A 24,711-nucleotide genomic window follows, 5' to 3' on the forward strand; every position below is an offset into this window, starting at 1 on the left:
GCGCCCGCCGCTGTTCGGCGCATGATTGGATACGACGGCAGACACATCGCGAAGAGGGAGGGCCCGGGCATGGCCGAGGAGATCCGCGCCGAGATGGTGGCGAACGTCTGGAAGGTCGTCGCCACGGCTGGTGACACGGTGGCCGAGGGCGACACCCTGGTGATCCTCGAGTCGATGAAGATGGAGATCCCCGTCATCGCCGAGTCCGAGGGTGTGATCCAGCAGCTCGCCGTGCACGAGGGCGACGTCGTGCAGGACGGCGACCTGATCGCGGTGATTGCTTGACCGGGCTGCGGGTCCGTCCGGCCGAGCCGGCCGACTTCCCGGCGGTGGCTCGGCTGACCGTGGCCGCGTACGAGGCGGATGGTCAGCTCAAGGGCGAGCACGGTTACGGTGCGGTGCTGGCGGACGTGTCGACCCGGGCCGCCAGCGGCGAGGTGCTGGTCGCGGTGGACGAGGCGACCGGCGCGGTGCTCGGCTCGGTGACCTTCGTGCTGCCGGGCACCCGATTCGCCGAGCTGTCCGGGCCGGGTGAGGCGGAGTTCCGGATGCTCGCTGTCGACCCGGGCGCTCAGGGGCGAGGTGTCGGGGCCGCGTTGGCGCAGGCGTGTGTGGCACGGGCGACCGAGTTGGGCTGCACGGCGGTGGTGATCTGCGTCCGGGCCGGGTTGGCCCAGTCGGCGCACCGGCTCTACGAGCGGCTGGGGTTCGTCCGCGCGCCGGAGAAGGACTGGTCGCCGGCCCCGGGGGTGGACCTGCTCGGCCTGCGGCTGAGTCTGACCCGAGGCTGAACCGCCGCCCGCCCGCGCCACCCATGCCCGCGCCGTGCCGTGCCCGTGCCGTGCCCGCGCCGTGCCGCGCCCGTTGCCAAGATCCGCGCAACATCAGGGTTCTTGGTGCCTCCCGCGCGTCGGAGGCAGCAACAACCCTGATGTTGCGCGGATCTCCGGTCAGCTGGCCGGGCCGGTCGCGCCCTGGTGTGGCGTCGCGGTTGGATCAGCCGGCGGGGGCGGCGCGGACGGATCAGCCGGCGGGGGCGGCGCGGGCGGGGCGGGCGGGGCGGGGTCGGTACCGATGGCGGCCAGCAACTCGTCGGCCACCTCCAAAGCGATCTTGCGACGTTCGTCGTCGCTGATGTGCGGTGCGCGCAGCGCGAACCAGCTGCCGTGCACCGCGAACAGGGACAGGGTGGCGCGCAGTTGGGCTCGGGGGGAGTCGTCACCCCGGCAGAGCGCGTCGGCGAGCGTCATCATCCGGCCGCGCATCTGCTGGCCGGCGGCGAGACTCTTCAGCACCGTCTGGTTCTGCTCGAAGAAGCGCATCACCGACGGCATCTCGCCGCCGAACATCGTCTCGGCGTAGCGGGCGACCAGCTCGCGCCGGGTCTCCAGGGTCGCGGGCTGCGACTCGGCCCAGGCGGTCAGCGCGTCGATCTGCTCCAGCCGGTCCTCGACGAAGCTGGCGACGATGTCGTCCTTGCTCTTGAAGTGGTAGTAGAGCGCGGCCTTGGTGACGTTGAGGCGCTCGGCGATCTCCCGGAGCGAGGTCTTCTCGTACCCCTGCTCGGTGAAGAGCTCGAGCGCGACGGTCTTGATCCGCTGCCGCGTGCCGCCGCCTGTGCTCTCCCTCACCCACGCCCCCCGATTCGCTTGACCGCTGCTTGCTGCCCAACTTACCGTGCGGCTAGTAAGGTGACTAGCCGGGCGGCAAGTAAGTATGGCAATCCTCGGGGGGAGCTTACCCATGACACAGGCAACCCAGGCCGGCACGCGACCCAACAACATCCGGGTCGTGCTGTTCGGGCTGATGATCGCGATGATGCTCGCGATGCTCGACAACATGATCGTCAGCACCGCGTTACCGCGGATCGTCGGCGAGTTCGGCGGCCTCAACCACTTCACCTGGGTCGTCACCGCGTACGTCCTGGGCACCACCGTCTCCACCCCGATCTGGGGCAAGCTCGGTGACCTCTACGGCCGCAAGTCGGTCTTCCTGACCTCGGTCGTCATCTTCCTCGTCGGCTCCGCCCTCTGCGGCATGGCCGGTTCCGGCATGCTCGGTGGCCCGCAGGACGGCATGGTCCAGCTGATCGCGTTCCGGGCCGTGCAGGGCCTCGGCGCCGGCGGCCTCATGGTCGGCGTGATGGCGATCATCGGTGACCTGGTCCCGCCCCGCGAGCGTGGCCGCTACCAGGGCATGATCGCCGGCATCATGGCGATCGCCATGGTCGCCGGCCCGCTGGTCGGCGGCTTCATCACCGACCACCTCTCCTGGCGTTGGGCGTTCTACGTGAACCTGCCGCTGGGCGGGGTCGCGCTCCTCGTGCTGATCACCACGATGCACCTGCCGAAGTACCGCACCGAGCACCGGATCGACTGGCTCGGCGCGGGTCTGCTCTCGGTCGGCATCACCGCGATCGTGCTCATCACCACCTGGGGCGGCAACGAGTACGACTGGACGTCCCCGCAGATCCTCGGCCTGGCCGTCCTGGCCGTGCTCGCGTTGGTGGCGTTCGGCCTCGTGGAGCGCCGGGTCCAGGAGCCGATCCTGCCGTTGGGGCTCTTCGCCAACCGCAACTTCGCGTTGATCTCGGTGATCGGCTTCCTGCTCGGCTTCGCGATGTTCGGCGCGATGAACTTCCTGCCGCTCTACCAGCAGACGGTGCAGGGCGCCTCGGCGACCAACAGCGGTCTGCTGCTGCTGCCCCTGATGTTCGGCATGCTCGTCGTCTCGCTGGTCATCGGTCGGGCGATCACCAAGAACGGCAAGTACCGGGCGTACCCGATCGTCGGTGGTGTGGTGATGGCCGGCGGCATGGTGCTGCTGTCCATGCTCGACACCGACACCAGCAAGCTGACGTCCTCGCTCTACATGATCGTGCTCGGTGTCGGCATGGGCTTCCTCATGCAGACGTCGATGCTGATCGCGCAGAACAGCGTGGAGCAGAAGGACCTCGGCGCGGCCAGCGGCGCGGCGACCTTCTTCCGGTCCATCGGCGGTTCGTTCGGCATCTCGCTGTTCGGCGCGATCTTCGCCAACCGGCTGGCCGATTCCGAGGGTGGTCGGGCCTTCGGTGGCGGCGAGGCCGGCGCCGGCATGGACCTGGCGAAGCTCAAGGAACTGCCCGCCCAGGCGCGCGAGTTGGTGCTCGGCGGTCTCGCCGACGCGATCTCGCACGTGTTCCTGTGGGCGGTGCTGTTCACCGTCGTGATCCCGGTGCTCGCGTGGTTCATCAAGGAGATCCCGCTGCGGACCGCCAACGAGGCGCCGCCGCAGGCCACCCCGGAGGAGGAGGCCGAGGTCGCACTCGGCAAGGCTCCCGTCGCCTGATCCGACACCCGCGTCGCACGCCGCGTCGTCCCGCCCGGGGCGGCGCGGCGTGCGTTCTCCCCGGGAACGAGCGCGCGGCTACCGGCGAAGCAGGCGTCGCCAGAGGCGGCGGAGCGGATTGCGGGGACGGGGGACCCGGGCGGAACGCGCGCCGAGCAGTTCGGTGGCGAGTGCCGCGGTGGCCGGGTCCAACTCCGGGGCGGCGAGCGCCAGGTGGGCCAGTGAGGCGGCGATCGGGACCGGCCGGGTCCGCGCCACGGCGGCCGCGTCGGCGAGCCGTTCCGCCACCACCCGCGCCACGTCCGAGCGCGCCGAGGGGTCCACCCAGGCTGCGGTGACCAGGGCGAACATCGCCGCCTCGGTGATCCAGTCCTCGACGCCCCAGACCAGGTCGAGCAGCACCCGGCGGCGGGTCGAACCCTCCCACGGCTCATCCGTGCGGTGGTGCAGCAGACCCAGGCAGGCCCACACCTGCACACCCCGGACCCAGACCGACGGGTCGTGGGCGGCCAGCAGTCGACCCACCCCGTTGGCCGGGGCCGCGGGCGGGTGCACCAGCAGGCCGAGCAGGTCGGCCACGTCCAGACCGGCCAGGCTCACCGCCGCGTCGTACGCCGCGGGTGGGTGGGGCCACGCCGGATGCGCGATCTGCCCGATCCGTTCGACGGCCGTCGCCGACGGGGTCGGCAGGGCGGGCGTGGGTACGTCGTCCGCGTACCGCCACAACTGCTGCGCGGACGCCCGCCGAGGCTCGCGCGGGTCCGGTTCCGACGCCCCCCCGACGACCTCGATCCGCAGCCCGGGGGCGGCCGACGTCGCCGTCCGGACGGCGCTCGGCGGGGCGGGGGCGGCCAGGCGTACGGCGCCGCCCAGGCCGTTGTCGTCGTCGGCCACCGCTTGGCGCATCGCGTCGAGTAGCGGGCCGTCGGCCGGTGTCAGCTGACCCAGCCAGGGCCGGGCCCGGCAGCACTGGGCCAGGTCGCCGTGCTCGTGGCTGTCGTCGGGGTGGTCCCGGACGAAGTCCGCGAGCGCGACCAGGTGGGTAAGGTCGCCGTCGCGCAGGTGCCGCAGGCGGTGTGCGGTGTGCACCGCGCAGTCGAACGACGGGTCGCGTGCCAGCGCCCGCTCGGCCCACTCCAGCGCCTCGTCCAGCCGGCCGCTGTCGGCCAGGGTGCCGGCGATGTCCGCGTAGATCGCCAGGTCGTCGGGGTCCAGCTCGACGGCCCGACCGAGAGCCGCGAGGCCGTCGTGGGTCCGGCCGGCGCTGCGGTACGCGTACCCGAGCCAGACCTCGCCCATCTTCGACTGTTGTGCGCGTACCCCTCGGGCGGCCCAGCGGACCGCCAGGGCGGCTTCGCCGATGCGCCGGGCCAGCGCGGACGCCGCACCCAGCAGCAGGCTGTGCTCGGGGTGCACGGTGACCGCGTTGCGGGCCAGTGTCAGGTACGGCGTCAGGGCCCCCCGGCCGAGCCGTGGCACGGGGTCGGGCAGTGCGGCGCACACCTGCATGAGGACGCGGGCGATGTGCTCCGGGTCCAGCCGTTCGGCCAGCTCGGGCGCGGTGACCCAGGGGACTTCGGCCCACGGTGCGCCGGGCGCGTACGCGGTAGCCGCGGCCAACAGCTCCAGCCCTTCGGCGGGTCGACCGGCGGTGGCGAGCAGGTGGGCGCGGGCGACGACGGCACCCACGAACGTGTGGTGGTTGATCGGGAAGAGGTCGAGGCCGCCGTCGCTCACCGCGGCGAGCCGGGCCAGCGTCTCGTGCACCTCGGGCAGGGTGGGAGCCCGCGCCAACGCCCCGGCGAGGTGGCCCGCGGCGTGGTGCACGTCGCCCTCGTCCAGGGCCAGCCGGGCCAGCGCCAGCTCCTCCGTCGCGGAGAGCGCGGCATCGTCCGTTCCCTCGGGCACGTCGTCCTCTCGTCGCAGACTCGACCGGATGCAGCGGGCCAAGCGTAGTTGATATTGGGATCATTCGGTGATCATCTGCGCACTCCTGCTCGTTCGATTGCTCAACCACGTGGAAAGGTGCAAGACTGAGCAGGAAACGCGCGGTAACCGCGCAGGGGAGGAGTGTTAGTGACACGCCCAGGGGCCGGCATGGCCGCCGACATCGACGAGCAGCCGGCCGGCTACGCGCGGCTGCTCTCCGCCGCCAACGCCGCCGAGATCGCCCGGGTGGCGGCGGTCATCGCCGAACGTCGCCCTCGGCACGTGGTCTTCACGGCCCGGGGCACGTCCGACCACGCGGCCCTCTACGGGGCGTACCTGACCGAGATCCGGCTCGGCCTGCCCGCCGGGCTCGCCTCGCCCAGCGCGGTCACCCTGTTCGGCGCCCGTCCCGACCTGTCCGACGCGTTGGTCGTCGGGGTCAGCCAGAGTGGCGGTTCGCCCGACCTGGCCGAGGTGCTGCGCGCCGCCCGGGCCTCCGGGGCGCTGACCCTCGCGGTGACCAACGCCCCCGACTCGCCGCTCGTCGACGTGGCCGAGCTGAGCGTCGACATCGCCGCCGGGCACGAGCGGGCGGTGGCCGCCACCAAGACGTACACCGCCGAGCTGCTCGCCCTGCTGATGCTCGTGGAGGGGATCCGGGCCGGCGACGGCGTGCTCCCGGCGGCCGAACGGGAGGCGCTCGACGCGCTGCCCGAACTGGCCGCGCGCACCCTCGCCGACGACACGCCGACCCGGCTCGCGCCGCGCTACCGGTTCGCTCGGCAACTGGTCACCACCGGGCGGGGGTACGCGTACCCGACCGCCCGGGAGGCCGCGTTGAAGCTGATGGAGACGTCGTACCTGCCGGCGCTCGCCTTCTCCGGCGCCGACCTGCTGCACGGCCCGCTCGCGATGACCGACCCGGAGGTCCCGGTGCTCGCCGTCGTCGGTTCCGGCCCCGGTGGACGGTCGATGGGTGAGGTGCTGCCCCGCCTCGGCGAACGCCGCGCCGACGTGGTGGTGGTCGGCTCCGCGGAGGTGGCGGGGGCCACCAGGTTGGCGGTTCCCGAGGTCGACGAGCGCTACGCCCCACTGCTGGACATCCTGCCGTTGCAGCGGTTGGCGTTGGCTCTGGCCCTCACCCGTGGTGAGGACCCGGACGCGCCACGCGGGTTGAAGAAGGTCACCGCGACGATGTGAGGCACGGCGTGGCACCCTGGTCACCGTGTCCACGCTGCGCGACCTCGCCGAGGAGCACACCCATCTCCGTCCGGCCGACATCGACCACCTGCACCGCATCGCCGGCGACTGGCAACTGCTCTCCGATCTGTCCTTCGCCGACCTGCTGCTCTGGGTGCCGGTCGACGCCGACGGCACGTTCCTCTGCGTCGCCCAGGTCCGCCCGACCACCGCACCCACCGCGTACCAGGACGACCAGGTGGGGCGCATCGTCGGCGGGCCGGAGGTGGCGCACCTGGGCGTGGCGTACTCCCAGGGCCGGATCTGGCGGGAGGGCGACCCGGTCTGGTACGGCGACGTGCCGGCCCGACACGAGGCGATCCCGGTCCGGTTGCGGACCGTCGAGGGGGAGGCCGGTGAGGTGATCGCCGTGGTGGGGCGGGACACCAACCTGTCCACCGCGCGTACGCCCAGCCAGCTGGAACTCAACTACCTGACCACCGCGGACGACCTGGCGCAGATGATCGCGGACGGCACCTTCCCGCCGCCCCGGCATCCGGGCGAGACCACCTCCGCACCCCGGGTCGGCGACGGCCTGGTCCGGCTCGACGCCGGGGGGAAGGTCACCTACGCCAGCCCGAACGCCCAGTCCGCGTACCGCCGGTTGGGCTACGCCTCCCACCTGGTGGGCGAAGATCTGGCCGCGCTGCATCGCCGACTGGCTGGTGACCCGCTGGACGGCACCGAGGCGGCGAACGGCATCCTGGCCGCGCTGCGGGGTGAGGCGCCGCCCCGACGCGAGATCGACGCACGAGGTGCCACGATGCTCACCCGGGCGTTGCCGTTGATGCCCGCCGGGGTGCCGATCGGCGCGCTGGTGCTGGTCCGGGACATCACCGAGGTCCGCCGCCGCGACCGGGCCCTGATCACCAAGGACGCCACCATCCGGGAGATCCACCACCGGGTGAAGAACAACCTTCAGACGGTGGCCGCGCTGCTGCGCCTGCAGGCCCGCCGGGTGGCCATGCCGGAGGCGCGGGTCGCGCTGGAGGAGTCGGTACGCCGGGTCGCCTCGATCGCCCTGGTGCACGAGACGCTCTCCATGTCCAGCGACGAGGCGGTCGAGTTCGATGGCATCGTCGACCGGGTCGCCAGCGCGGCGACCGAGGTCGCGGCGACCGAGGTGAGCGTCGGCATGCGACGGCGGGGCAGTTTCGGCGTGCTGCCGGCGGAGATCGCCACCTCGCTGGTGATGGTCCTCAACGAGTTGCTGCTCAACGCCGTCGAGCACGGCTTCCCGCCGAGCGACGAGGCGGACGAGCCTTTGACCGCCGCTGCCTCCGGAATGGTGCCGGTCGCCGTGCCCGAGGTCGACCCGGAGCTGCGACCCGAGGTGGTGGTCTCGGCGCATCGGTTCCGCAAGATGCTGCACGTCTCGGTGGCCGACAACGGGCGCGGTCTGCCACCGGGCTTCGACGCCGAACGTGCCGGTCGACTCGGCCTCCAGATCGTCCGGGCCCTGGTCACCGGGGAGTTGCGCGGCACCATCGAGTTGCGCGCCGGAGCCAACGGCGGCACCGAGGCGGTGCTGGTCGTCCCGCTGGCGCGTAACGCCCCGGACGGTCGCTCGCAAGGTTGAGCCGCGCTGTCTGCGCTCTGCCAGGTCGCGGTCCGGCTGGTCCGCCTGGGTGATCCGGTCCGCTCGGGTCTGCTCCGATCACCACGTCGACTTGGACGACGAGTGCTGGTCGGGCGGTCTCATTGTTCTGAGCGATATACCTCTGAGTCATAAATATGACTCAGAGGTATATCGCCTACGAAGGTGCGGCCCGCTGCTGCTGCTTGCGTGCGGCAGTCGGGTCAGATGCCGGGCCGTCTGGTCAGTAGGGCGACGGTCAGGCCAGGGCGCGGCCAGACCTGGGTGACGGTGAACTGTGCGCGGAGCGCGTCGCCCTTGGCGCCGGGCACGGCGGTCAGCGGATCGGTGTGTCGGCCGGTGACGACCAGCCAGACCCGTGGCGTACCGGCCAGGCACTGCGCCGGTTGGGGGCACTCGGCGGCCCACAGGTCCCCCCGGCGGGCCTCGTCCTCGGTGACCAGCACATCGCGGGGCGGGTCGTGGAGGTGGTATTCGATGCCGAGGTCGAGGAATAGCCAGCTGTGTCGGGGCGAGTAGACCACCGCGTCGCCCGGCCGGTGACCGTCACCGATCACCCGTGCCACGCCCGCGTAGTCCACCGGCGCGTTGCGCGGCCACTCGTGGGTCCGCCGCAGCGCGGCCTGGTCGGGCAGGCCGAGCAGCCCGGCCAGGACCACCACGGCGAGCGCGGCCGGTGCGGCCACCGAAGCCATGGCCGCGCCCGCCAGCAGGCACGCGAAGGGCACCACGAAGACCAGGTACCGGGGCACCCACAGGGGTACGGCAGCGCCGGCGGCGAAGAGCAGCAGCACAGGCAGCAGTACCGCGCTCACCGGTAGCAGAGCGCGCCGTCCGAGCCGGGCCGCGCCCAGCGCGGCCACCCCGAGCAGTAAGCCGCCCACCACACTGCTCTGGGCCACGCCGCCGGGCAGCGCGGTCAGGTCGTCCAGCCGAGCCAGACCGACCCAGTTCAGCTGCCGGGACTGCTGGGTCCGGGCCTTGACCAGCAACGGACCGGCCAGCAGCACCACCGGAACCACGGCGGCCACCCACCGCCACAACCGCCGGTCCCGCACCACTGTGGTGTGGCCCCGAGTGCCGACGCCCGCATCGGCGGGCCCGCGCCACCAGGCGAGCGCGACGACCAGCGCGTGCGCGGCGAGCACTGTGAGAGCGATCAGGTGGATGAGTCCGAGTGCGGTGATCGCGGCGGCGTATCCGGCCCAACGGGCCCAGGTCGGGCGGCGCAGCGCGGTCACCAGCAGCAGTGTGGCGAGCACCGCGAGCATGGTGGCCAGCGCGTACGGGCGGGCCTCCTGGCCGTAGCGGGAGGTGCCGGGCAGGACAGCGAACAGCAGACCGGCGAAGAGACCGCAGCGCCGGTCGACGAGCTGTGCGCCGAGCACGGCGAGCAGCCCGGCCGCCACGGTCATCGCCAGCACCGCCGGCGCGCGCAGGGCGATCGTGGAGTCGCCGACGATCCTGGTCAAGACGTGCATCAGCAGGTAATACGGCCCGGTGGCGGCGTCGATGGTGTCGGCCAGCCGGGCCAGATCGGTGGGTGACCGGGTGGCCGCGCTCCAGGTGGCCAGCTCGTCGCGCCAGAGTTGGGCGGAGCCCAGCCCGGTCACCGTCACCGCCAGGGTCACCAGTGCCGGGGGGAGCCAGACCGGTAGGCGGCGCAGGTGGTCCCACGCCGCCCCGCTCGACTTGTCGGACAATCCGCCCACGGTCCGAGCCTGCCACGGTCATGCCGCCCGTGGGTGTCAGCCGGCGGCAGGCGGTGTGCGTCAGGCGGCGGCTCGTGAGGCGTTATGCCCGAACCATCCTTGGTGACCAACTGGTCGGCTGACCGTCGGCCCGTGATGTGGGATCCAGCACGCGGACATTGGCCGGCCCCCTTGGGGTGTGGCAGCATGGGCGCATGACCGCCGCAGTCGTCCGCCGCTTCGTGGCACGTCGCCACGTCGATTACGGCCGCGTGCGCAGCGCGATCTGTCCGGCCTACTGACGACGCCCGACCAATCCGTCTCGGGCGCGCTCCGCGCCGGCTGTCTCAGACACCGTTGTCCCCGCCCGCTCTCGCGGGCCGGCCGCCGCGCCCCGCGTACCCGAGGCACAGCAGACAACGGAGGACGCCGCGATGGCGGTCAGCAGCATCCCGGCCCGTTCCGAGGACCCGACAGCTCGCCCGACCCGCGCGCCGCGCCGGCCCCGAGGCGAAGGTCAATGGGCACTCGGCCACCGTGAGCCGCTCAACCCCAACGAGCGGATCAAGAAGGACGACGACCCGCTCAACGTCCGAGCGCGCATCGAGACCATCTACGCGCACCGCGGCTTCGCCTCCATCGACCCGCAGGATCTGCGCGGCCGGTTCCGCTGGTGGGGCCTCTACACCCAGCGCAAGGCGGGCATCGACGGCGGGCGCACCGCCGTGCTGGAGCCGCACGAGCTGGAGGACGAGTTCTTCATGCTCCGGGTCCGCATCGACGGCGGCCAGCTCAGCCTGGCCCAGCTCCGGGTGATCGCGGACATCTCCCGGGAGTTCGCGCGGGACACCGCCGACATCACCGACCGGCAGAACATCCAGTACCACTGGATCCGCGTCGAGGACATGCCGGAGATCTGGCGTCGGCTGGAGTCGGTCGGTCTGCAGACCACCGAGGCGTGCGGTGACTGCCCGCGCATCGTGCTGGGCAGCCCGGTCGCCGGGGTGGCCCGCGACGAGCTGCTCGACCCGACCCCGGCGATCGACGAGATCGTCGCGCGGTACGTCGGCGACAAGCAGTTCTCCAACCTGCCCCGCAAGTTCAAGACGTCGATCTCCTGGCTCGTCGACACCCCGTACGAGTCGAACGACATCGCGTTCCTCGGTGTCGACCACCCCGAGCACGGCCCCGGCTTCGACGTCTGGGTCGGCGGTGGCCTCTCCACCAACCCGATGCTCGCCCAACGGCTCGGTGTCTGGGTGCCGCTGGCCGAGGTGCCGGACGTGTGGGCAGGTGTGGTCGGCATCTTCCGCGACTACGGCTACCGCCGGCTGCGCAACCGGGCCCGCCTGAAGTTCCTGGTGGCCGACTGGGGTGTGGAGCGCTTCCGGGAGGTCCTGGAGAAGGACTACCTCGGTCGTACGTTGCTCGACGGCCCGGCACCGACCCTGCCGTCGAAGCCGATCGACCACGTGGGCGTGCACGAGCAGGCCGACGGTCGGCAGTACGTGGGCGCGGCCCCGGTGGTCGGGCGGGTCTCCGGAGCCCAGCTCAGCCGACTGGCCGACGTGGTCGAGGCGCACGGCAGCGACCGGGTGCGCCTCACCCCGTACCAGAAGTTGCTGGTGCTCGACGTGCCGTCGGAGCGGACGGAGTCGCTCGTCGACGCGCTGCGCGGGATCGGCCTGGAAGCCCGGCCCTCGGCCTGGCGGCGCGGCACGATGGCGTGCACCGGCATCGAGTACTGCAAGCTCGCGATCGTCGAGACGAAGGCCCGCGGCGAGGAGTTGGTGGCCCGGCTGGAGCAGCGGCTGCGCGACTTCGACGCGGACATCTCGATCCACATCAACGGTTGCCCGAACGCGTGCGCGCGCACCCAGGTGGCCGACATCGGTCTCAAGGGTCAGCTGGTGGTCGGCCCGGACGGTCGGCAGGTGGAGGGCTTCCAGGTGCACCTGGGTGGCGGGTTGGGCATGGCGCAGGGGCAGACCGCCGGGTTCGGGCGCAAGCTGCGTGGTCTGAAGACCACCGCCGATGAGCTTCCGGAGTACGTGGAACGGCTGGCCCGCCGCTACCTGGCCGGTCGGAGCGAGGGCGAGACGTTCGCCAACTGGGTGATCAGAGTCGACGAGGAGGACCTGCGGTGAGCAGCGAGAACCGAGCGGCACCCCTGTACTGCCCGTACTGCGGCGAGGAGGACCTGCGGCCGCACGAGGCGGGGCACGGCGCGTGGGAGTGCCACGCCTGCACCCGCGTCTTCTCGGTGAGGTTCACCGGTCTGCTCTCCCGGGCGGTGACCCGATGAGTCTCGTCTCCGCCGCGAGTCTGCGCCTGGTCGGTCCGGGTGGCCCGACGCCCACCGATCCGGCCCGGCGCGACCCGGACGAGCTGCGCGCCCTGGCCGAGCAGGCGGCCCGGGACCTGGAGGGTGCCCCGGCTCTGGAGATCGCCCGCTGGGCGGCGCAGACCTTCGGCGACCGGTTCTGCGTCACCAGTTCGATGGCCGACGCCGTACTGGCCCACCTGGTGTCCCGGGTGGCTCCGGGCGTGGACGTGGTCTTCCTCGACACCGGTCTGCACTTCCCCGAGACGCTGCGGGTGCGCGACGAGGTCGCCCGGACGCTTCCGGTGAACGTCAGGTCGATCCGGCCGCGACTCACCGTCGGTCAGCAGGACGGCCAGTACGGCCCCCGGCTGTTCAACAAGTCGCCCGACGACTGCTGCCAACTCCGCAAGGTGGAGCCGCTGGAGCGGGCGCTGACCGGGTACGACGCCTGGGCTGCGGGCCTGCGCCGGGACGAGTCACCGACCCGGGCCAACACGCCCGTGGTGACCTTCGACGCGCGGCGCGGCAAGGTCAAGGTCAACCCGATCGCGGCGTGGTCGCAGCGGGATGTGGACGCCTACATCGCCCGCTTCAACGTGCCGGTGAACGAGCTGTTCAAGCAGGGGTACGGGTCGATCGGCTGCTGGCCGTGCACCCGCCGCACGAAGGCCGGCGAGGACGCGCGGGCCGGGCGCTGGGCCATGTTCGAGAAGACCGAGTGCGGCCTGCACGTCTGACCTCACCCGCGACGACCCCGACCGGCCCGGGCGCGGCCGGCGGGGCCGATCCGGTGGTGCTCGTCGCGCATGGCAGCCGTGACCCACGAGCTGCCGAAGCCACCCGGGCGTTGGCCCGGGCCGTGTCGGCGGCCCGCCCGGGCACGCCGGTGTGGGCGAGCTGGCTGGACCACACCGACCCGGGGCCGACAGCGGTGCTGCGTGACCTGGCGGTGGCCGGTCACCGTCGGGCGGTGCTGGTGCCGCTGCTGCTGACTGCCGCGTACCACCATCGGGTGGACATCCCGGCGGCGGTCGCCGCGGCGGCGCAGAGCGGACCACCGCTCGCGGTACGGGTGACCGACGTGCTCGGCCCGGCGGACGGGACGGTCGACGCGGGGCTGCTGGGCGGGTTGCGCCGCCGGCTCGACGAGGCGTGTCCGGGCCGCTTCGACGCGCTGGTGCTGGCGGCGGCGGGCACCCGGGACGCGCGGGCGCGCCGGTCGGTGGGTCGGGTCGCGGACGCGCTCGCCCAGGATCTCGGGGTGCCGTGCCGGGTGGCGTACGCCTCGGCGGCTCCGCCGGCGGCGGGAGTGGCGGTGTCCCGGCTGCGGGCGGCCGGCGCGCGGCGAGTCGCGGTGTGCGCGTACTTCCTGGCACCCGGTCTGTTTCACGACGCGGTGGCCGAGGCGGCTCGATCGGCGGGCGCGGTGTCGGTCGCCGGACCGTTGACCGACGCGCCGGAGTTGGTCGAGTTGGTGTTGCGGCGGGTCGACGACCGGCCGGTGCCCGCGTCGACGGGGTGACCGCCCCGGCACGGTGATCGGTGCCCGGACAGCGGAACGCCCCGGCGGGTCAACCCACCGGGGCGTTCAGCTGTGTCGTTGGGGGATCAGGCGGAGTGAGCGCGCAGCACCCGGAGGCCGCCACGCCGCTTCACAGCGCGCCGCTCCTCCTCGCTCATTCCGCCCCAGACGCCGGCGTCCTGACCGGACTCGAGCGCCCACTGCAGGCACTGGTCGGTCACGGAGCAGCGCCGGCAGACGGCCTTGGCCTGCTCGACCTGCAGGAGAGCCGGCCCGGACGTCCCGATCGGGAAGAACAGCTCCGGGTCCTCGTCGCGGCAGACAGCATGGTGACGCCAGTCCATGGCGGCAACACTCCTCATTCTGGATGGGTGGCAACAATTGCTTGTCGTGCTTTTCCTATATGCATCCGCAGTGCCGGTGGTGACAGTTAGCGTCCGACCATTCGGCAGTGCGTGAGCAGGCGGTCAGCGCCGGGGACCTGCTGGAACAGCTCAACCTGACGAGCATATCCAGGCAATGTCCCGGTAACTCAAGTTCGCTTGTGAATACTTTCACGAACGCTCGTGATGTCAAGGGTGACGCTCGGAAAAACTCCGGGCGGTGAGCAAGCCCACAACCTGTTTGTCCGGATTCCAGTGCTTTCCTGGTTACCCGCCGTGCCACAGCCGAGGATCAATATAGTACAGTCCGCGTGACATTGCTGACATTTCCGGCACCTGCCCCTCGGTGTGGCGGCGACCAGTCGATGCGGTTGTGGCCACCGTGTCGACCAAGGGCAGTACCCGAGACCTAGCAGATTACTCTCAGTGCGGCCGGAACGGAGGTGAATCTGACTTTCTCCCGCTCGCCGAGATAGTCGCCGTCCAGCTGGAACGCCTGCGGACGGCTGGAGACCAGGGTGAACTCCGGCGTGTCATGGAGTCGTAACACCTGCCGACCTCGCGGATCGGGCCGCCGGGACAGGAACTGCGTCACTGTCCGTGTTGTGCTAGCCACCCGGAGCTGACGCAACGCCAGTACGTCCAGCCCGAGATCGAACGACGCCGCCGGGTTCGGGTTGACCTCCCGGTCGCCCAGGTACGTCCAGGGCGCCGTGTTCTGGATGATGACGGTGGCCAACTCGGCCTCCGGCTGCTCACCCGGACGCTCCAGGCTGATCGCGGGATGCCGCCGGTCCGAGGCGAGAAAATACTGGTTCATGATCGAGCGCAGGTACAGCGTCGGCGTGGACACCCGCCCCTTGCGCCGAGCCTGCTCCACCCGGTGGATCACCGCGGCGTCCAGGCCGAACCCGGCGCAGAACGTGAAGTAGCGGTCGTCCGCGCGGCCCAGCCCCACCGTCCGGCTCCGGCCCAGCCGCAGCCCTTCCAGGATCATGCTGGTCGCCTCCGGCCACTCCCGGGGCAGACCCAGCGCGCGGGCGAACACATTGGTGCTGCCGCCCGGAACGGTCGCCAGCGCGGGCAGCCGCTCGGCCATCGAGGCGTCGTCGCCGAGTTTCGGCGGGTCGGCCGTCATCAGACCGTTCACCACCTCGTTCACCGTGCCGTCGCCACCCAGGGTGACGACCAGGTCGACGCCCTCCGCGGCGGCCTCCCGGGCCAACGCCATGGCGTGCCCACGCCGACGGGTGTAGCGCACGCTGAGGTCGACTTCGCTGCGCAGCGCCCGGACAAGCACGTCCCGGCTGCGTTCGCTGGTGGTGGTGGCCTTTGGATTGACCACCAGGACGGCCCGCATGGGCGGCACTGTACCTCCCGGCAGCCCGGGTATCGTGGCGCGCGTGACCATCGACTCGGCCCCGATTCCCGTCACGCTCCGCTGGGCGGTGCGGCTGTTGTGGGCGGAGGCGGCTGTCGTCGGACTGATCGCGGTCTGGCTCATCTGGGCCGACCTCACCGCCACCACCACCGACCTCCTGTCGGCGTTGCTGGTGACCGTGTTCGCCATCGGGGCGGCGGTGGTGCTCTGGGCGCTGGGCTGGGCGCTGCTGCGCCGTCAGGCGGGCGCACGGGCCCCCGCGATCGTGCTCCAGCTGATGCTGCTGCCGATCGGGTGGTTCATGATCCAGGGTGGGCTGGGTTGGCTGGGTGTGCCGTTGATGGCGCTCGGCCTGGGCGTGGGTTGGCTGCTGGTCAGCCCTCCGACGACCCGGGCCCTCGGCTTCGAGTGACCGGGCCGGTGCCGGGTCGGTCAGTGGCAGGGCAGCCGGTCAGTAGCCGCCGGAGCGGCGCGTGAGCAGGGCGATCGTGGCCCGACCCTCGGCGGCGGTGGCGGACGCGGAGGTGGTCAGCGCCGTGAGCACCTTCCAGGCGAACGACGACTCGGCCGGGAGCGTGGCACCCCGCACCGTCGGCACCGTCACCTCGACGGTCAGCGCGTCCTCGGTGACGGCGAAGCGACACTCCAACTCGGCGTCGCGGGTGGCGATGGCGAGCAGCATCGCGCACGCCTCGTCGACGGCGATCCGCAGATCCTCGATCTCGTCGAGGGCGAACTGCAACCGGGCCGCCAGACCGGCGGTGGCGGTGCGGAGCACACCGAGGTAACCGCCGTCGGCGGGCACCGTGAGGTGCACCACGTCGTCGTCAGTCGCTGGTCGGCCAGTCAGTTGAGTCACGCCTCATCCCCCCGGTCGGGGACTCTACCCGGTCAGTCGCCCCTACGCGTGCCGACGGTGGTGGCCTGGGAGGCCAACTCGCGCAGGGCGTCGCCGCTGAGCCGGTAGGGCACCCACTCGCTCATCTGCTCCGCCCCGATCGAGGCGTAGAAGCCGGCGGCCGGGTTCCAGTCGATCATCCACCACTCCAGCCGCCGGTAGCCGCGTCGTACGCAGATGTCGGCCAGGGTGGCGAGCAGCATCCGACCCGCTCCGGTGCCCCGGGCGGCCGGGCGCACGTACAGGTCTTCCAGGTAGATGCCGTGCACGCCGGCCCAGGTGGAGAAGTTGAGGAACCACAGCGCGAAGCCGATCGGCTCGTCGCCCTCGTCGACCGCGACGTGACCGAAGAGCGCCGGAGCGCTCGGCGCGTCCGATGCCGCGCCGGGACCGAACAGGGCCGAGGTGAGCTGCTCGGCGGTGAGGTGGCACTGCTCCGGGGCACGTTCGTACTCCGCCAACTCGTGCACCATCGCGACGACGGCCGGCACGTCCTCGGGACGTGCCGGCCGGATCGTCGGGATGACCGACGAGGTCATGCCTTCTTGGTCTCCCAGAAGATCTTCGAGATCTCGTCGATCTTCGCGAGCAGCTTGTCGGCGGTGGCCGGGTCCAGGCTGCCCTTGACGCCACTGGCGCCGGCCAGCTTGGTGGCCTCGTTGAACAGGCTGTGCAGGTTCGGGTACTTCTCGAAGTGCGGCGGCTTGAAGTAGTCGGTCCACAGCACCCACAGGTGGTGCTTGACCAGCTCGGCGCGCTGCTCCTTGATGATGACGGCCCGGGTACGGAACTCCGGGTCGGTGTTCGCCTGGTACTTCTCGCAGATCATTTTGACCGACTCGGCCTCGATCCGGGCCTGAGCCGGGTCGTAGACACCGCACGGCAGGTCGCAGTGAGCGCTCGCGGTGACGCGGGGCGCAAGGATGCGCGGAAGTCGCATCGGGATCCTCCATGGGAAGTTTGCGATGATCAAAGGCGACATTACTCCTGGGAATGCTCCCCGAACCGGGTGGAGGTGAAACCAGTGCACGCCGATCACCCGGCTGAGGCGACCCGGTTGCGCAGGCCGCTGACCGCCGTCCTGGTGACCGGCCCGTCCATGGTGCCGACGCTGCGGCACGGCGACGCGGTGCTGGTGCGCCCCGGCGGCCGCCCGATCCGACCCGGGGACGTGGTGGTCGCGGTCTTCCGCACGCGTCCCGAACTGCTGGTGGTGAAGCGGGCGGTCCGACCTCAGGACGGCGGCTGGTGGCTGCGCGGGGACAACGACCTGATCACCGACGACTCCCGGGCGTACGGGGTGGCTGACGTGCGGGGGAGGGTGGTGGCCCGCTACTGGCCGCGCCCCGGGCGGGTGCCTCGCCGGCGGATATGACCCTGCTCACATCCGGGCGGCAGTGCCGACACTATGCTCGGAAGTGCCGGGTGACCCCCCGCGCCGCGTGCCACCGCTCGCCGCCCACCTCGCGGCCGGGCCCGCCGCCTCACATCTGCTCGACAGATCCTGGAGTCACCGCCATGTCTTCGTCCACCGTGGACCCCGCTGATCCCGTCTTCCTCCTGCACCGGGGCGGCAAGATGGCCGTCGCCTCGACCGTGCCGCTCACCAGCCGGGAGGACCTCTCCCTGGCGTACACCCCGGGGGTGGCCCGGGTGTGTGAGGCGATCGCCGCCGACCCCGACCTGGCCGACGACTACACCTGGGCGGCGCACACCGTCGCGGTGGTCACCGACGGCTCGGCGGTGCTCGGGCTCGGCAACATCGGCCCGCGCGCCGCGTTGCCGGTGATGGAGGGCAAGGCGGTGCTGTTCAAGCAGTTCGCCGGGGTGGACGCGGTGCCGATCTGCCTGGACACGCAGGACGTCGACGAGATCGTCGCGGCGGTACGGGCACTCGCACCGTCGTTCGGCGGCATCAACCTGGAGGACATCAGCGCGCCGCGCTGCTTCGAGGTGGAGCGTCGCCTCGACGAGACGCTGGACATCCCGGTCTTCCATGACGACCAGCACGGCACCGCGATCGTGGTGCTGGCCGCGCTGCGCAACGCCGCCAGCCTGCTCGACCGCAAGCTCGGTGACCTGCGGGTGGCGGTGAGCGGCGCGGGCGCCGCCGGGGTGGCCGTGACGAAGATGCTGATCGCCGGTGGAGTCGACCCCGACCAGGTGGTGGTCTGCGACTCGAAGGGGATCATCGGCCGGCACCGCACCGACCTGACCGGCAGCAAGGCCGACCTGGCGGCGAGCACCAACGCCGACGGTCGCCACGGCGACATCACCGAGGCGCTGCGCGACGCGGACGTGCTGATCGGGGTCTCCGGCGGTCAGATCCCCGAGACCGCGGTGGCCGGGATGGCACCCGACGGGATCGTGTTCGCACTGGCCAACCCGACGCCCGAGGTGCACCCGGAGGTGGCCGCCCGGCACGTGGCGGTGGTCGCCACCGGTCGTAGCGACTACCCGAACCAGATCAACAACGTGCTGGCCTTCCCCGGGGTGTTCCGGGGAGCGCTGGACGCCGGTGCCACCCGGATCACCGAGGCGATGAAGGTCGCCGCCGCGGACGCCATCGCCGGAGTGGTCGCCGAGTCGCTGACCGTCGAGGCGATCGTTCCGTCTCCGCTCGACCCGCGTGTCGCGCCGGCCGTGGCCGAGGCGGTCGCCGAGGCCGCCCGCCGCGACGGCGTGGCCCGCCGGTAACGGCGTACGCACGGGCCGGGGCGCTCCGGCCCGTGCGGCGAGCCTTCTTAACGAGCCCTCAGCTTGTTACCGTGCCGATCATGCGTGCCGCCTTCGCCTCCCGCTTCGACGACGCCGACCCGCTCACCGCGCTCACTGTCGGTGAGCGGCCCGAGCCGACCCACCCGGCCGACGACTGGGTGACCGTGCAGTTGCGGGCCACCTCGCTCAACCACCACGACCTCTGGTCACTGCGCGGCGTGGGCCTCACCGAGGCCCAACTGCCGATGATCCTCGGCTGCGACGCCGTCGGGCTGGACCCGGAGGGGAACCCCGTCGTCGTGTACCCGGTGGTGGTCACTCCGGGTGACCCGCGCGGGGTCTCCATCCTCTCCGAGCACTTCCCCGGGACGCTCGCCGAGCGGGTCGCCGTACCCCGGTCGAACCTGATCCCGCTGCCCGACGGCATGGCGGCGACCGACGCGGCCTGCCTGCCCACGGCCTGGCTCACCGCCTGGCGGATGCTGACCACCAAGGGCCGCGTCGCGGACGCCGACAGCGTGCTGGTGCAGGGCGCGGGCGGCGGCGTGGCCACCGCGGCCGTCGCGCTCGCCGTCGCGATGGGCAAGCGGGTGTACGCGACCAGCCGCGACGCCGCCAAGCGGGAGCGGATCTCCGCCCTCGGGGCAAACGCCGTGGAGCCCGGCGCCCGGCTGCCGGAACGCGTCGACGTGGTGATCGAGACGGTCGGCGCGGCCACCTTCGACCACTCGTTGAAGTCGGCCGCGCCGATGGCCCGGATCGTGGTCTCCGGTGCGACCGCCGGGCACGAGCCGTCGGTCAACCTGCGCCGAGTCTTCGCGATGCAGTTGGAGATCCTGGGCACCTCGATGGGTACGCCCGGCGAGCTGTACGAACTGCTGGCGTTCTGCTCCGACAACGAGGTGCGCCCGGTGGTGGACAGCGTGGTGCCGTTCAGTCGTGTCGAGGAAGCCTTCGCCCGGATGCACTCCGGCGACGCCTTCGGCAAGATCGTCATCGACCACACGGCCTGACACCGCGCTCACGTCGCGCCGTCCGCGCCGTCCGTGCCGCCCGTGCCGTCCGCGCCGTCCGTGCCGTCCGTGCCGTCCGTGCCGTCCGTGCCGTCCGCGCCGTCCGCGCCAAGATCCGCGCCGTCCGCGCCAAGATCCGCGCAACATCGGGGAAACTGCTGCCTCCCGGCGTGCCGAAGCAGCAACATCCCTGATGTTGCGCGGATCTTGGCGCGGGGGCGCGGGGGCGCGGGGGCGCGGGGGCGCGGAGGCGGGGGTCAGAGGTGGTCGTCGAAGGTGGCGATGTCACCGCGCGTCGCGTCGGTGGAGATGCGCTTCCTGGCCTCCGCGTCCCCGTAGAGCGACCAGCGGAGGAACTCGACCGACGTGTCCGAGACGACCCGCAGCGTGGCGCTGTCGCCGAGCAACGCCCGCCCGTGGTCGCCCTTGGGCAGGCTCAGCATGGCCTTCGGCCAGGGCACCTTGTCGTAGGCGGCCTTGCCTGCCGCGTACTCGACCACCTCGTCCAACTCGCCGTGCACGAACAGTTGCGGCGCGGCCGCGCCGGCGAACGCCGTGCCCACACCGAGCGCCGTACCGGCGAACACGACGCCCGCGTCCAGCCGCTCGTCCCGACCGGCGGTGAACAGGCCGATGGTGGTCACCCCGCCCGCCGAGTGCCCGGCCGCGGCCACCCGCTCGCCGTCCAACCGGCCGCGCAGCGAGTCGCCGGCCGTGCCGTCCAGCGCCAACACCTGGTCCAGCGCGTACGACACGTCGGCCGGCTGGTTGAGCACGTCGAGGACGTTGTTGTCGGCGCCCTTCGAGGTGTGCGGGAACGTCGGCGCGGCCACCACGAAACCCGCCGCCGCCCAGCGGGTCAGCAGCGTCGTGTAGTCCTCCGGTCGTCCACCCAGGCCGTGACTGAACATCACCACCGGGAACCGGCCCTCCGCGGCCGCCGCCGACCGCTTGGCCGTGCCGCCGGACTTCCCGGCCGCCGGGTACCAGAGCGTCGTCGGCAGCGCACGGCCGTCCCGGTCCAGCTTCAGTTGGCGTACGCCGACCGCGAAGGTGCTCTTCGGGGCGGTCCCGGCGGGGACCTGCGGGGTCGGCGTGGCGGCGGGCGTCGGCTCGGCCGGCGGTGTCTGCCCGCCCGTGCTCGGGCGGGTGTCCGCTGAGCAGCCGATCAGACCGGCGAGAAGGACGGTGCCGGCCATCAGTGCGGCAGTGACGCGACGGGGCATGGGCTCAATTGTGCCCTGTCCGACGGTGTCGCCCGGAGGGCTTGGGCGGGGTGTGCCCGACCGGTCACCGCGCGTCAGGCTGCCGCCCGCTCGGTGAGGGGACGCCGTCGCATGGCGGTGTCGGTCAGCACGCGCGGGGGGAAGGCGGCGTTGGGGTCGTACCGGTTCGTCCCCGGCGGCACGATTTCGTCGATCCGGTCCAGGATCGCGTCGTCCAGGGTGAGCGTGGCGCCCTTGAGCAGATCCTCCAGTTGCGGCAGGGTCCGCGGGCCGATGATCGCCGAGGTGACGGCCGGGTGGGCCACGGTGAAGGCGATGGCTAGCTGGGGCAGCGTGCAGCCGATGCTCGCCGCCAGGTCGACGAGCTGCTCGACGATGTCGAGCTTGGCGGCGTTCTCGGCGATCGTGGGGTCGAACTGTGTCGGCCGGAGCACGGCACGCCCGGTCGAGAGGTCGACGGGCTGGTTCTTGCGGTACCTGCCGCTGAGGAATCCGAAGGCGAGAGGGCTCCAGACCAGCACTCCCATGCCGTAACGCCGGCAGACCGGCAGGGTCGAGGCCTCGACTCCCCGGGCCAGGATCGAGTACGGGGGCTGCTCGCTGCGCAGGCGCCCGAGGCCGCGTCGCTCGGAGACCTGGTGTGCCTCGACGATCTCCTCGGCCGGGAAGGTCGAGCAACCGAAAGCGCGGATCTTGCCCTCGCGTACGAGGTCGGTGAGCACCGAGAGCGTCTCCTCGATGTCGGTCGAGGGGTCGGGACGGTGGATCTGGTAAAGGTCGATCCAGTCGGTGTCCAACCGCCGGAGGCTCCCTTCGACCGCCTTGAGAATCCAGCGCCGGGAGTTGCCGCCCTGGTTGGGTCCCTCACCCATCGGAAAGTGCACCTTGGTGGCGAGCACGACGTCGTCCCGGCGCCCGCGCAGGGCCTTGCCCACGATCTCCTCGGACTCTCCCCGGCCGTACATGTCGGCGGTGTCGACGACGTTGATGCCCTGGCCGAGCGCCGTGTGGATGATGCGGACACAGTCGTCGTGGTCGGGGTTGCCGACGGCACCGAACATCATTGTCCCGAGGCAGTGGGTGCTCACCTCGATGCCGGTGCCGCCGAGAGTGCGATAACGCATGTCGATGCTCCTTTGGCGCTTCGGTGACGATCACGTGGCACCCTAGGAGCTAGAGTCGACTCTAGGTCAACCCTCGTTACCCTGCTCGGCATGGCTGAGGTCACCGTGAGTCTGAGCATCGGGCAGGTCGCCGAGCGCACCGGTTTGAGCGTCCACGCGCTGCGCTTCTACGAGCAGCAGGGTGTCTTCGTCAGCTCGATCCGTCGTGGTGCTGCCGGGCGTCGCATCTACAGCCAGGACGACGTCGACTGGCTGACCGTCTGCATCATTCTTCGCGCCTCCGGCATGCCCCTGCCCGCGCTCCGCCGATATGCCGAGCTTGTTCGTGAGGGCGCGGGCAACGAGGAGGAACGTCTCGCGCTCCTCCAGGAGCACCACGGACGCGTCACCACCCAGCTCGGCCGACTCACCCAGTGCCTGGACCTGATCACCTTCAAGGTCGGGGTGTACGAGGACCTGCTCGACCAGAAACGGCACGCAGTAGAGCCAGATCGTCCGCGTCCTTCGGTCGGCGGGGACGTTCCGGCATCCAGACCGGGTACATCTGCTTGAACTCGATCTGTGCCGCCACCGAGATCGTCGGCACGGTGAGCGTGCCGATCCGACCGGGTGGCGCGTCCAGCATCCCGGCCGGCAGCAGGGTGCCGGCCCAGGGCCCGGCGCCCACTGTCGGGCGGCCGTCGCCGTCCCGACCCAGATACGCGAAGCTGACCTCCACATCGGCGCTGAACAGGTCGAGCTGCGTCGCCACCGGCATCCGTGGGTCGAGCCGCCAGCCACGGGCCAGCAGCAGGCTCGCCAGTCGGTCCGCGTCCTCGTGCCAGCAGTACCAGTCGACGTCGACGTGTGGGCGGGTCACCGAGCCGAGCTGGAAGTCCATCGCCCAGCCGCCCCGCAGCCACACCCTGACGCCCGCCGGACCGGCCGATCCGACCACCTCGCCGATGCTCGCCAACTGACGGTGTGCGAGCTGGTCCACCGGGCCACCGTACCGGCGGGTGCGCGGGTACGTCGGCCCGCGCACCTCGGCGTCGAGAGCCGGTGCTCTCAGGGGGCCGGGCGGGACTCGTAGCGGGTCACGGGGGAGCGGGCGACGGCAGGCAGCCGGGCACCGGCCGCCCGGTCGCCGTAGAGGGTCCAGCGGAGGAAGTCGGTGGTGGTGGCGACGACCGGGGCGAAACCCGGGTGGCCGGGCGTCAGGTACGCGCCGTGGTCCTGCCCCAGCAGGCTGAGGAACGCGGCAGGACCTCGGGTACGCCGGTACGCGGCTCGGCCGACGGTCAGCGGCACCACCGCGTCGGCGGTGCCGTGCACGAAGAGCACCGGCGCGGCGAGCCCCGCGAAGCTGCCCGGCAGCCCACCACCGGCGATGACGATCCCGGCGCGTAACCGGGCCGGGTGCCCCTCGCTGAACATGCCGGAGGTGGTGAAGCCGCCCGCCGAGTGGCCGGCGGCGGCGACCGACGTCAGGTCCAGGTGCCCGCCGAACGGGTCGTCGCGGCTGCGGTCGAGACGGCCCAGGTGCCGGACCAGCCGCCAGGCGTCGGCGGGCTGGTTGCGGACGTCGGCCCGGCTGAACTCGGCGGCACCCTGCCGGGTGTGCGGGTACGCGGGCGCGGCCACCACGAAACCGGCCGCCGCCCAGCGGGTGGTCAGCCCGGCGTGCAGGTCGGGTCGACTGTGCAGCCCGTGGCTGTAGATCACCACCGGGAACCGCCCCGCCGCCACTCCGTCGCTCGACACCGGATACCAGATCGTCACCGGCAGTGGGCGCGCCGAACGCGGTTCGAGGGTGAGCGTACGCACGCCGACGGCGTACGACCCCTCCGGCGCTCGACGCGCCGACACCGGCCCGTCGGCTTGGTCGGCCTCGGGGGGCGCCGCCGCGCAACCGGCCAACAACGCCGTCACCACCACGGCGATCAGCCGTCCCGCCCCCATCGGTCCACGGTAGGTGCCTGGGTGGGCGTAGCCACCCCACCGTCCGGCCCGGCTGCACGCGCCACCCGGTCGGGTCACGTCAGCCGGCCGGGTCCAGCTCGAAACGACGCGGGCCGGGGGCGGTACGGCGTGACCAGCTTCGCTAGGGTCACCCGCATGGCTGAGAACTACACCGACCCCAGCGGCAACACCGAGGCGTTCCGCGCCTTCTCCCAGACGCCGGAGGCCGCCGCGTCGACGGAGGCCCCGTCCCGGCTCCCCCTGATCGTCGGTGCGGTGGTCGTCGTGCTGGTGGTGGCCGTCGTCGCCTGGTTCGCGCTGAACTGACCGGCGCGTTGAACCGGCCGGCGCCTGAGCTGACCGGAGCGCCGCACCGACCGGGCGCCGGGTTGG

At 71.9% G+C, this 24,711-nt stretch carries 28 protein-coding genes; 15 read left to right on the forward strand and 13 right to left on the reverse strand.

All coding sequences use genetic code 11. The annotated features are described in order from the left end of the window. Positions 1-69 precede the first annotated feature (69 nt). Both O7617_RS17300 and O7617_RS17305 read left to right on the forward strand, forming a co-directional pair. Positions 70-285 carry a biotin/lipoyl-binding carrier protein gene (locus O7617_RS17300; RefSeq protein WP_145779113.1) on the forward strand — a complete coding sequence of 72 codons (216 nt, stop codon included), beginning with the start codon at positions 70-72 and terminating at the stop codon, positions 283-285. Continuing rightward, positions 282-791 carry a GNAT family N-acetyltransferase gene (locus O7617_RS17305; protein WP_282256820.1) on the forward strand — a complete coding sequence of 170 codons (510 nt, stop codon included), beginning with the start codon at positions 282-284 and terminating at the stop codon, positions 789-791. Before O7617_RS17300 ends, O7617_RS17305 begins: the two co-directional genes overlap by 4 nt. 159 nt (positions 792-950) lie before the next feature. Here O7617_RS17305 and O7617_RS17310 read toward each other — a convergent pair whose 3' ends face one another. Continuing rightward, positions 951-1,631, reverse strand: a complete 681-nt coding sequence (locus tag O7617_RS17310) for a TetR/AcrR family transcriptional regulator (protein WP_282256821.1) — start codon at positions 1,629-1,631, stop codon at positions 951-953. Positions 1,632-1,743: 112 nt separating this feature from the next. Here O7617_RS17310 and O7617_RS17315 point away from each other — a divergent pair, with 112 nt between their 5' ends. Then, positions 1,744-3,330, forward strand: a complete 1,587-nt coding sequence (locus O7617_RS17315) for an MDR family MFS transporter (RefSeq protein ID WP_282256822.1) — start codon at positions 1,744-1,746, stop codon at positions 3,328-3,330. 78 nt (positions 3,331-3,408) lie between these two features. Here O7617_RS17315 and O7617_RS17320 read toward each other — a convergent pair whose 3' ends face one another. Further along, a complete protein-coding gene (locus tag O7617_RS17320) occupies positions 3,409-5,238 on the reverse strand; it encodes a tetratricopeptide repeat protein (RefSeq protein WP_282256823.1) in 1,830 nt (609 codons plus the stop codon). A 189-nt stretch (positions 5,239-5,427) separates the two neighbouring features. Here O7617_RS17320 and O7617_RS17325 point away from each other — a divergent pair, with 189 nt between their 5' ends. Beyond that, positions 5,428-6,459, forward strand: a complete 1,032-nt coding sequence (locus O7617_RS17325) for an SIS domain-containing protein (protein ID WP_282264768.1) — start codon at positions 5,428-5,430, stop codon at positions 6,457-6,459. 25 nt (positions 6,460-6,484) lie between these two features. Continuing rightward, entirely contained in the window at positions 6,485-8,077 is a 1,593-nt protein-coding gene (locus tag O7617_RS17330; RefSeq protein WP_282256824.1) for a PAS domain-containing sensor histidine kinase, read from the forward strand. 221 nt (positions 8,078-8,298) lie between these two features. Here the strand turns inward: O7617_RS17330 and O7617_RS17335 are convergent, their stop codons facing one another. Then, on the reverse strand, positions 8,299-9,807 hold the full coding sequence (locus O7617_RS17335) for a glycosyltransferase family 39 protein (RefSeq protein WP_282256825.1): 1,509 nt from the start codon (positions 9,805-9,807) through the stop codon (positions 8,299-8,301). A gap of 413 nt (positions 9,808-10,220) precedes the next feature. Between O7617_RS17335 and O7617_RS17340 the strand changes: the two genes are divergently transcribed. The 4 genes from O7617_RS17340 to O7617_RS17355 are packed head-to-tail and all read left to right on the forward strand — an operon-like array spanning position 10,221 to position 13,634. Further along, entirely contained in the window at positions 10,221-11,933 is a 1,713-nt protein-coding gene (locus O7617_RS17340) for a nitrite/sulfite reductase (RefSeq protein ID WP_282256826.1), read from the forward strand. Further along, positions 11,930-12,091, forward strand: a complete 162-nt coding sequence (locus O7617_RS17345) for a hypothetical protein (protein WP_282256827.1) — start codon at positions 11,930-11,932, stop codon at positions 12,089-12,091. The genes O7617_RS17340 and O7617_RS17345 overlap by 4 nt, the downstream gene beginning before the upstream one ends. After that, positions 12,088-12,849 (forward strand): phosphoadenylyl-sulfate reductase, encoded by a 762-nt coding sequence (locus O7617_RS17350; protein WP_282256828.1) that lies wholly within the window; start codon positions 12,088-12,090, stop codon positions 12,847-12,849. Before O7617_RS17345 ends, O7617_RS17350 begins: the two co-directional genes overlap by 4 nt. Beyond that, a complete protein-coding gene (locus O7617_RS17355; RefSeq protein ID WP_282264769.1) occupies positions 12,846-13,634 on the forward strand; it encodes a CbiX/SirB N-terminal domain-containing protein in 789 nt (262 codons plus the stop codon). Before O7617_RS17350 ends, O7617_RS17355 begins: the two co-directional genes overlap by 4 nt. Before the next feature lie 86 nt (positions 13,635-13,720). On the opposite strand, the gene O7617_RS17360 is transcribed toward O7617_RS17355, so the two are convergent. Together O7617_RS17360 and O7617_RS17365 are read right to left on the reverse strand one after the other, a co-directional pair. Further along, on the reverse strand, positions 13,721-13,978 hold the full coding sequence (locus tag O7617_RS17360; RefSeq protein ID WP_007072794.1) for a WhiB family transcriptional regulator: 258 nt from the start codon (positions 13,976-13,978) through the stop codon (positions 13,721-13,723). 448 nt (positions 13,979-14,426) lie between these two features. Further along, the gene (locus tag O7617_RS17365) at positions 14,427-15,377 is read right to left on the reverse strand and encodes a diacylglycerol kinase family protein (RefSeq protein WP_282256829.1); all 951 of its coding nucleotides are present in this window, start codon (positions 15,375-15,377) and stop codon (positions 14,427-14,429) included. Positions 15,378-15,420: 43 nt separating this feature from the next. Here O7617_RS17365 and O7617_RS17370 point away from each other — a divergent pair, with 43 nt between their 5' ends. Beyond that, positions 15,421-15,810 (forward strand): hypothetical protein, encoded by a 390-nt coding sequence (locus O7617_RS17370; protein ID WP_282256830.1) that lies wholly within the window; start codon positions 15,421-15,423, stop codon positions 15,808-15,810. A 39-nt stretch (positions 15,811-15,849) separates the two neighbouring features. Here the strand turns inward: O7617_RS17370 and O7617_RS17375 are convergent, their stop codons facing one another. Genes O7617_RS17375 through sodN form a run of 3 tightly spaced genes read right to left on the reverse strand, consistent with a single transcriptional unit; the run spans position 15,850 to position 17,236 of the window. Continuing rightward, a complete protein-coding gene (locus O7617_RS17375) occupies positions 15,850-16,257 on the reverse strand; it encodes an ATP-binding protein (protein WP_282256831.1) in 408 nt (135 codons plus the stop codon). A 32-nt stretch (positions 16,258-16,289) separates the two neighbouring features. Next, positions 16,290-16,835, reverse strand: coding sequence for a GNAT family N-acetyltransferase (locus O7617_RS17380; RefSeq protein WP_282256832.1), 546 nt, complete (start codon positions 16,833-16,835; stop codon positions 16,290-16,292). Then, complete coding sequence (sodN, locus tag O7617_RS17385; protein ID WP_282256833.1) at positions 16,832-17,236, reverse strand: superoxide dismutase, Ni; 405 nt, start codon at positions 17,234-17,236, stop codon at positions 16,832-16,834. Before sodN ends, O7617_RS17380 begins: the two co-directional genes overlap by 4 nt. A gap of 84 nt (positions 17,237-17,320) precedes the next feature. Between sodN and O7617_RS17390 the strand changes: the two genes are divergently transcribed. The 3 genes from O7617_RS17390 to O7617_RS17400 all read left to right on the forward strand — a co-directional run bounded on the left by O7617_RS17390 (position 17,321) and on the right by O7617_RS17400 (position 20,027). After that, positions 17,321-17,671, forward strand: coding sequence for a S24/S26 family peptidase (locus O7617_RS17390; protein ID WP_282256834.1), 351 nt, complete (start codon positions 17,321-17,323; stop codon positions 17,669-17,671). A 143-nt stretch (positions 17,672-17,814) separates the two neighbouring features. Then, on the forward strand, positions 17,815-18,993 hold the full coding sequence (locus O7617_RS17395) for an NADP-dependent malic enzyme (protein ID WP_282256835.1): 1,179 nt from the start codon (positions 17,815-17,817) through the stop codon (positions 18,991-18,993). 71 nt (positions 18,994-19,064) lie between these two features. Further along, positions 19,065-20,027 carry a zinc-binding dehydrogenase gene (locus O7617_RS17400; RefSeq protein WP_282256836.1) on the forward strand — a complete coding sequence of 321 codons (963 nt, stop codon included), beginning with the start codon at positions 19,065-19,067 and terminating at the stop codon, positions 20,025-20,027. Positions 20,028-20,035: 8 nt separating this feature from the next. Here O7617_RS17400 and O7617_RS17405 read toward each other — a convergent pair whose 3' ends face one another. The 3 genes from O7617_RS17405 to O7617_RS17415 form a co-directional block, all read right to left on the reverse strand. After that, positions 20,036-20,215 (reverse strand): hypothetical protein, encoded by a 180-nt coding sequence (locus O7617_RS17405; protein ID WP_282256837.1) that lies wholly within the window; start codon positions 20,213-20,215, stop codon positions 20,036-20,038. Between the two features lie 69 nt (positions 20,216-20,284). Then, a complete protein-coding gene (locus O7617_RS17410; RefSeq protein WP_282256838.1) occupies positions 20,285-21,253 on the reverse strand; it encodes a chlorophyllase in 969 nt (322 codons plus the stop codon). A gap of 74 nt (positions 21,254-21,327) precedes the next feature. Continuing rightward, positions 21,328-22,377, reverse strand: coding sequence for an aldo/keto reductase (locus O7617_RS17415; protein ID WP_282256839.1), 1,050 nt, complete (start codon positions 22,375-22,377; stop codon positions 21,328-21,330). 90 nt (positions 22,378-22,467) lie between these two features. On the opposite strand from O7617_RS17415, the gene O7617_RS17420 reads away from it, so the two are divergent. Further along, positions 22,468-22,929: a MerR family transcriptional regulator gene (locus tag O7617_RS17420; protein ID WP_282256840.1), complete on the forward strand. Its 462-nt coding sequence runs from the start codon at positions 22,468-22,470 to the stop codon at positions 22,927-22,929. Here the strand turns inward: O7617_RS17420 and O7617_RS17425 are convergent. Continuing rightward, the gene (locus tag O7617_RS17425; RefSeq protein ID WP_282256841.1) at positions 22,811-23,356 is read right to left on the reverse strand and encodes an aminoglycoside adenylyltransferase; all 546 of its coding nucleotides are present in this window, start codon (positions 23,354-23,356) and stop codon (positions 22,811-22,813) included. The two genes, O7617_RS17420 and O7617_RS17425, sit on opposite strands and share 119 nt — an antisense overlap. Positions 23,357-23,424: 68 nt before the next feature. Then, positions 23,425-24,318 (reverse strand): alpha/beta hydrolase, encoded by an 894-nt coding sequence (locus O7617_RS17430; RefSeq protein WP_282256842.1) that lies wholly within the window; start codon positions 24,316-24,318, stop codon positions 23,425-23,427. A 156-nt stretch (positions 24,319-24,474) separates the two neighbouring features. On the opposite strand from O7617_RS17430, the gene O7617_RS17435 reads away from it, so the two are divergent. After that, positions 24,475-24,645, forward strand: a complete 171-nt coding sequence (locus tag O7617_RS17435; RefSeq protein ID WP_282256843.1) for a hypothetical protein — start codon at positions 24,475-24,477, stop codon at positions 24,643-24,645. Positions 24,646-24,711: the final 66 nt, after the last annotated feature.

The organism is Micromonospora sp. WMMD1155 (assembly GCF_029581275.1).
GTDB lineage: Bacteria > Actinomycetota > Actinomycetes > Mycobacteriales > Micromonosporaceae > Micromonospora.

Excerpts from the sequence above, each read along its gene's own strand:
- O7617_RS17435 (WP_282256843.1), top strand. The coding sequence starts at position 24,475 with ATGGCTGAGAACTACACCGACCCCAGCGGCAACACCGAGGCGTTCCGC.
- O7617_RS17395 (WP_282256835.1), top strand. The coding sequence starts at position 17,815 with ATGTCTTCGTCCACCGTGGACCCCGCTGATCCCGTCTTCCTCCTGCAC.
- O7617_RS17360 (WP_007072794.1), bottom strand. The coding sequence starts at position 13,978 with ATGGACTGGCGTCACCATGCTGTCTGCCGCGACGAGGACCCGGAGCTG.
- sodN (WP_282256833.1), bottom strand. The coding sequence starts at position 17,236 with ATGCGACTTCCGCGCATCCTTGCGCCCCGCGTCACCGCGAGCGCTCAC.
- O7617_RS17340 (WP_282256826.1), top strand. The coding sequence starts at position 10,221 with ATGGCGGTCAGCAGCATCCCGGCCCGTTCCGAGGACCCGACAGCTCGC.
- O7617_RS17300 (WP_145779113.1), top strand. The coding sequence starts at position 70 with ATGGCCGAGGAGATCCGCGCCGAGATGGTGGCGAACGTCTGGAAGGTC.
- O7617_RS17380 (WP_282256832.1), bottom strand. The coding sequence starts at position 16,835 with ATGACCTCGTCGGTCATCCCGACGATCCGGCCGGCACGTCCCGAGGAC.
- O7617_RS17430 (WP_282256842.1), bottom strand. The coding sequence starts at position 24,318 with ATGGGGGCGGGACGGCTGATCGCCGTGGTGGTGACGGCGTTGTTGGCC.
- O7617_RS17415 (WP_282256839.1), bottom strand. The coding sequence starts at position 22,377 with ATGCGTTATCGCACTCTCGGCGGCACCGGCATCGAGGTGAGCACCCAC.
- O7617_RS17325 (WP_282264768.1), top strand. The coding sequence starts at position 5,428 with ATGGCCGCCGACATCGACGAGCAGCCGGCCGGCTACGCGCGGCTGCTC.
- O7617_RS17350 (WP_282256828.1), top strand. The coding sequence starts at position 12,088 with ATGAGTCTCGTCTCCGCCGCGAGTCTGCGCCTGGTCGGTCCGGGTGGC.
- O7617_RS17315 (WP_282256822.1), top strand. The coding sequence starts at position 1,744 with ATGACACAGGCAACCCAGGCCGGCACGCGACCCAACAACATCCGGGTC.
- O7617_RS17420 (WP_282256840.1), top strand. The coding sequence starts at position 22,468 with ATGGCTGAGGTCACCGTGAGTCTGAGCATCGGGCAGGTCGCCGAGCGC.
- O7617_RS17410 (WP_282256838.1), bottom strand. The coding sequence starts at position 21,253 with ATGCCCCGTCGCGTCACTGCCGCACTGATGGCCGGCACCGTCCTTCTC.
- O7617_RS17365 (WP_282256829.1), bottom strand. The coding sequence starts at position 15,377 with ATGCGGGCCGTCCTGGTGGTCAATCCAAAGGCCACCACCACCAGCGAA.
- O7617_RS17405 (WP_282256837.1), bottom strand. The coding sequence starts at position 20,215 with ATGTTGCTGCTTCGGCACGCCGGGAGGCAGCAGTTTCCCCGATGTTGC.